We start from the raw sequence: 6097 nt of genomic DNA on the forward strand, positions 1-6097 counted from the left end.
TCAATCTCGTCGCGGAGCTTGTTCGCCTCGGGGGTGTAGAGGTGCACCTGCTGCTGCAGGATGTAGGAGAGGCGGCGCGCAGTCATGCGAGTGTGGTCAAGGTTCTTCATCAGGACCAGGGGGTCCATCGATGCCAGCTCGGTTCCGTCATAAAGGGCCTTCATACCTCTATCCTACGGGAAGCTGGCCCCGTAGCTCAGTGGATTAGAGCAGCTGCCTTCTAAGCAGTTGGTCGCAGGTTCGACTCCTGCCGGGGCCGCCAGCTCTCCCTCACCGTCGTGCCTCTCCCGCCCTAATCTTGTGCATCTGCACGAAAAGAACTCCCAAGATCGTGTCATTTTGCCCAGTTTTGGGGGTCTACGGCCCTGCGCCGTGGCGTAGGTTGAGCACGACACGCCGCTGGTCACGCAGGTGACCGCTCCAGGCAGCGCGGAGGCTGTCCGGAGGTGGGGTTCCGGTCGGCCGACCGTCCATTCGGCCTAGGGGAGGAAACCATGGCAACGATTGCCTCGTACTTCCAGCTCAAGAAGCGTGGGACGACGGTTGGTACGGAGATCCGTGCTGGCATCACCACATTCCTGGTGATGGCGTACATCATCTTCGTGAACGCGAACACTGTTTCGCAGAGCAACGCCGCCCTTTCGGGGGTTCCAGGCGTCCCAGGCTTCCTGCCAGTTGCGGTTGCAACGGCGTTGGCTGCTGGCGTTCTGACAATTGCGATGGGACTCGTCGCAAACTATCCGTTCGCCCTTGCTGCAGGCCTCGGCTTGAATAGCACCGTGGCGTACGGACTCATCCTCGGCAAGGGACTGCCATGGGATCAGGCGATGGCTGTGATCTTCTGGGAGGGCGTGCTCATCACCGTTCTGGTGCTGACCGGCTTCCGCCAGGCGATCCTCGAAGCGATTCCACTTCAGTTAAAGCGCGCCATTGCGGTCGGCATCGGCCTCTTCATCATGATCATCGGCCTCAACGAGGGCGGTATCGTGGTCAACGGACCAACGCCACTGACACTTGGTAGCCTCACGACCCCAGCAATCCTGACGTTCATCATCGGCTTGGTGATCGCACTAGTGCTGACGGCGCGCAAGGTGAAGGGCTCGCTGCTCTTCTCCATCGTTGGCGCAACGGTTGCAGCCGTGATCTTGAACAATCTCTACGGTCAGGACATTGAGGGCCCAATCAATAGCGCGGGCTTCCTCGACGTTACGGCAAAGCTGCCGAGCGATCTTTCACAGTTGATCTTCAACTTCAACGCCGAGAACTTCTCGACGATCGGTAAGCCGCTCGGCGCGATCTTCACGGTGTGGCAGAACGGCGTCGGCGTCCTCTCGGTCGCCCTCGCAGTCTTCACCTTGATGTTGAGCGACTTCTTTGACACCGCCGGCACGATGGTCGGCCTCGGCGAGCGCGCCGGGCTCACCAATAGCAAGGGTCAGCTCCCGGGCTCGGACAAGGTCCTGCTCGTCGACTCCCTCGCTGCTGCAGTCGGTGGTGCGTTCGGCGTCTCGTCGAACACGACCTACATTGAGTCCGCAGCGGGCATCGAAGAGGGCGGTCGTACCGGCCTCACGAGCGTCGTTACCGGACTGCTCTTCTTGGCTGCAATCGTGATTGCGCCAGTGACGGGCATTGTGCCAGCGCAGGCGACGGCTCCGGCCCTCGTTCTCGTTGGCTTCCTCATGTTCCAGGTAATCAAGGACATTGAGTGGAAGAACGTCGTTGACGGCTTCCCAATCCTTGTGACGATCGTCATGATGCCGTTCACCTACTCGATTACGACCGGTATCGGTCTCGGGTTTGTAACGTACGGCTTCTTGAAGGTGGTTACCGGTAGTGCCCGCGATGTGAAGCCACTGATGTGGGTTTCCATCGTTGGGTTCTTGCTCTACTTCGCCCTGCCGTATTTGCAGGCGACCCTCGGGTTCTAGGTTGTAATTGAGAGGCCCGCGCGGCGGGTAAGCGAGGAGCCGGCCCCTTTGGGGGTCGGCTCTTTTGTGTTGCTGGGAGAGCGAGTTACGCGATGTGCCCCGCCTCGCTTGGGGGCAGGGTGTAGCCAAGGTCGCGCAGGATCTGGCGGCTGGCAATGTAGCCCGAGAGCATGACGAGCGGGATGCCGCCGCCTGGCTGCGTGCCAGCGCCGGCGAAGTAGGCGTTGCGGAGATCGCTGGAGCGATTCGCTGGGCGGAAGTAGGCGCTCTGGAAGAAGCTCGCGGCGAGGGCGAAGATTGAGCCGTCGTGGCAGCGCTGCTCGTTCTCGAATTCAAGCGGCGTCCAATCGGCGACCTCTTCAATCTCTTCGGGCTTGAGGCCGGTGCGCTCGCAGACGCGCTTGATCGTGGCGGCGCGGTACTCGTCGCGGTGCTCCACCCACCAGGAGCGATCTTTCAGTGGCGGCACCGGGGTCAGCACATAGAGGGTGGTGCGGCCGCCGAGCTTCGCAGTCGGGTCGGTTGCCGCAACGTGCTGGATGTAGAGGGTTGGGTCGCCGCTCGGCACGGGCGAGTCAATGATGCGGTCGAGCTCCTCGTTCGGGTTCTCGGGGTGCCACACAGTGTGATGGGCGAGATCGGGGAAGGTGCGCTTCACCCCCAGGTGCAGGATGTAGGCGCTCGACGACGGGGTGATGTGCTTGAAGCGGCGGCGGCTGAAGAGGCCAAGGTGCTCGTCGCCGATCAGGTCGCGATGCGCGTGCACGATGTCGGCGTTGAAGAGCACCGCATCGGCCTCCAGGCGCTCCTCGCCAGGCTGGTTCGGCGCCGCGGGGCCGCTACCGAGCGCGCGGCTGTCGCTGCGTGGGGCCACGCGCAGCGCGCTGATGCGCTTCTTGCTGATGATGCTGCCGATCGCATCGGTGCCGTAGCGGAACTCCACGCCGAGGCGACGGGCGAGCCGCTCCATGGCGAGAGGTGCCTCATGCATGCCCCCCTGCGGATGCCAAGTGCCGAACTTCGCCTCGATGTACGGAATCGAGAGGAATGCGCCGGGCACGCTCTGCGGCGTTGAGCCCAAGTAGATCGACTTGTAGCGCATCACGTGGCGAATGCGCTCGTCGTGGAAGGTGCTGTTGATGCGGCGGCTATACGGCGTTGCGGCATCGAGACGAATCCCTGCGAGCCACGACATTGGTGCCAACAGGCTGAGTGGGCTGAGCGACTGGCGGAAGAAGGTTTGGTCCAGTTCGCGCCAGAGCTTCTCGCCGCGGCGCATGAAGGCGGGGATCCCCGCTGCGTCGCGCGGATCAAGTGCACCGAAGCTTGCGGCGAGTTTGGCGAGGTCGCTCGACGTTTCAAGGACGCTACCGTCGGCGAAGAAGGTGCGCGACGCAGGTTCTACTTTCAGCAGCGTGAGGTCATCACTGCGCTTCGCGCCAGCGGCGCTCCAGAGCTGATCGAAGAGTTCTGGCAGGGTGAAGATCGTCGGGCCGCTATCCCAGCGATACGGGCCGATCTCGCGGCGCCCCATCTTGCCGCCGGAGCGTGTGCCGCGCTCCACAACGGTGACCTGCAGCCCTTCGGCGGCGAGGCGAACGGCGGTGGCGAGTCCGGCGAGGCCGGCGCCCACAACAACGACGCGCTTCGGCGCGACGCTCATCGGCGCTGCAGAACGGCGCGACCGACGGAGACGCCGAGGGCAATCGCCGTGCCACCCATCGCCAGGATCCCGGCAGGGATCGCCGCATCAACGCTGACGCTCAGCAAGACCAGCATGGTGATCGATGCGCCAAGCGCCACGTTGGCGATGAGGAAGAGGCGGTAGAGGCGACGGCCCGCCTCACCGCGAGCATCGCGGCCAATGAAGCAGAGGGCGAGGTAGGGGAGGGCGAGCAGCGCTGTTGCCGGTGTTCCGGTGACGGAGGCAACGCCGAACCCGACGAGGGTAAACCAGGCTGCGGCGAAAAGCGCCGTGTTGCGACGGCCAAGGAGCACCGCAATGGTGCGCACGCCAGCTGCGGCATCTTCATCGCGATCGGTGATGGTGGTGAGCGCATGTGCGCCGATCCCCCAGGCGGCGAAGACGAGCACTGGCGCGTCAACGAGGTTGGTGCTCCCCGCCGCGTGCAGGCCGATCTGCAGTGGAATTGCGTAGAGCACGTTGGTGAGTGAGTCCAACACCGGCCGCCCCTTCAGGCGCGTTGGTGGTGCGTTGTATCCAGCAGACAGAATCAAGAGCACAAGCAGCGAGAGGAGGGTGAGTGGCGGCGTGGTTGCCGCAACGGCAACAAGGAACGGCGCCAAGAGGAGGGTGCTGATGATTGCGTGACGCGCCAGGAGTGGCTTTGGCGTGAGGGCACCCTCTACGCCGCCCTTGCGTGGATTGCGCGCATCGGTCTCGAAGTCAAAGTAGTCATTCGGCGCGTGCAAGAAGTAGTTGTACGGGAAGAGGAAGAAGGCGAAGAGGACCACATCACTGACGACAAGATTTCCACGCAACCCAATCACACCCCAGAGCAGTGGCATCGACGTATTCAGCCAGAGCAGGGGTCGCGAGATCTCGATTGCCTTCAGTAGATTGCGCATGGCGCCTCCTTTGTTCTCCCTCATCGTAGGGGAGGCGGCTACACTTGGTCTCTATGCCATTTGTAGCCATGCACGTCACGCTTCGCAGCCCTGACCTGGCGCTGATCGCCACCGGCGAGGACGCGCCGCGATGACGCGGCGCCGTACGCCACACGAGGTTCTCGGCGTGCCACTCGGCGCAGGCGCCGATGAGATTCGCGCCGCACGTCGAGGGCTCGCCCGCGAGCATCACCCCGACCGCTTCGTCAACGATCAGGCGAGTGCCGATGCCGCAACTCGCGAGATGGCCCTCATCAATGCCGCCGCCGAAGCGCTGCTCGCCGAGGCGTGGGCCTCCGAAGGGGCGCCGGCAGCCGAGCCACCAGCAAAGGGGGGACACAAGCCGGAACGACCCATCACCGCGAGCGTCGTTGTGGATGCCGCCCCTGCGGCGAATGCGCGCACGAGCCGTCCGGCGCCGATCAACTGGCGACCAGAACAGCCGTGGGCGCCGCGTGCGCCGCGTGGCCCTGTTGGCCCACTCCCAGGCTCACCCGCTGGCCCAGTGGAGCGAAGCTTTGCGCCACTCCCCGCCGACTACCGACGCCCAACGCTGAGCGAAGCCGCAGCAACCGTATTCGCCTTCGGGCGGTACGAGGGGGCAACCGTTGGTGACGTGGCGAAGCGCGACCCTGGCTACCTCGTCTGGTGCGCCGACAACGTTCGCCGCGATCAAGAGTTGGTGCGCGCGGCGAATGTGGCGCTCGATGATCTCGAAGAGCGTGGCGCGCCACACCCACCCCGAGGCAGTACGAGGCGCGCAACAGCGCCGCTCTTTGATCCGAACAGGGAGTTGGAGTAGGCGTCATGATGAGTGCTATGCGAACGATGCTTGCGGCACTCATTCTCGCGGTTGCAGCGGGTGCCTGCGCGCCAACAACGCCGCCCGACGGCTCACTTCCGTGCAACGAGACGATTGATCAGCAGCGCGCCGCTGGCTTCGACACCGTTCTTGAAGCGGCCCTCCCGGTTGCCGGCTGGGATGCAACGCCGGTCACCGTTGACTCCGGTCGCGAATGCTCGAAGGCCCGACTTGGACCACTCTGGGGTGCCGGGATCCGCGAGCTGCGATCTGCGGGTGCCGTTTTTGAATTACCCGATAAGACTGGCTATTCGCTGGTCGTGTATTCCGCAGAAGGACTCACGCTTGCAAACTTGGCCTATGCGTTCGAGCGCGGCGCGCGTGGTGGTCGCAAGACGCAGGGCCTAACGATCGTCGACATCGCGGTGGGCAGCTGGCCGGGCAAGGAGTTCACGCTCATCAACGGTGATCACCGCCAGGTGATTGTGCTCTTTGAGACTACTGAGAAGAATCGCGTGCGCGCACTGCTCACCTCTGATATTTCCAATGCGCTGGTCGCCGAACGACTCGCCGCATATGCGGCGGCGTTGGCAATCCCGTAAGGGTTAGACGAGCTCCTTCAGCGCGAATCGCGCCTCTAGCTGCTCGGCGGTCTGGAAGCCGACGGCGCCAACTGGCTGGGCACCAGCGCCCTTGAAGTAGGCGATCGTCGGGATCGACATGATGTTGAACGCCT

General features: G+C 63.7%; 5 protein-coding genes and 1 tRNA gene. 4 read left to right on the forward strand and 2 right to left on the reverse strand.

Features of this window, described 5'->3' with window-relative positions; all coding sequences use genetic code 11:
- The first annotated feature begins 185 nt into the window (after positions 1-185).
- Both AC3LCN_RS05675 and AC3LCN_RS05680 read left to right on the forward strand, forming a co-directional pair.
- Positions 186-262, forward strand: a tRNA-Arg gene (locus AC3LCN_RS05675).
- 232 nt (positions 263-494) lie between these two features.
- A complete protein-coding gene (locus tag AC3LCN_RS05680; protein WP_488649099.1) occupies positions 495-1931 on the forward strand; it encodes an NCS2 family permease in 1437 nt (478 codons plus the stop codon).
- Between the two features lie 85 nt (positions 1932-2016).
- On the opposite strand, the gene AC3LCN_RS05685 is transcribed toward AC3LCN_RS05680, so the two are convergent.
- Both AC3LCN_RS05685 and AC3LCN_RS05690 read right to left on the reverse strand, forming a co-directional pair.
- Complete coding sequence (locus tag AC3LCN_RS05685) at positions 2017-3594, reverse strand: phytoene desaturase family protein (protein WP_488649100.1); 1578 nt, start codon at positions 3592-3594, stop codon at positions 2017-2019.
- Positions 3591-4520: a UbiA family prenyltransferase gene (locus AC3LCN_RS05690; RefSeq protein ID WP_488649101.1), complete on the reverse strand. Its 930-nt coding sequence runs from the start codon at positions 4518-4520 to the stop codon at positions 3591-3593. Before AC3LCN_RS05690 ends, AC3LCN_RS05685 begins: the two co-directional genes overlap by 4 nt.
- A 130-nt stretch (positions 4521-4650) precedes the next feature.
- Here AC3LCN_RS05690 and AC3LCN_RS05695 point away from each other — a divergent pair, with 130 nt between their 5' ends.
- Positions 4651-5361: a J domain-containing protein gene (locus AC3LCN_RS05695; RefSeq protein WP_488649102.1), complete on the forward strand. Its 711-nt coding sequence runs from the start codon at positions 4651-4653 to the stop codon at positions 5359-5361.
- An 8-nt stretch (positions 5362-5369) separates the two neighbouring features.
- Positions 5370-5963, forward strand: coding sequence for a hypothetical protein (locus AC3LCN_RS05700; protein WP_488649103.1), 594 nt, complete (start codon positions 5370-5372; stop codon positions 5961-5963).
- Positions 5964-6097: the final 134 nt, after the last annotated feature.

The sequence above is a fragment of the Candidatus Limnocylindrus sp. genome, assembly GCF_040397215.1.
Classification (GTDB): Bacteria; Chloroflexota; Limnocylindria; order Limnocylindrales; family Limnocylindraceae; genus Limnocylindrus.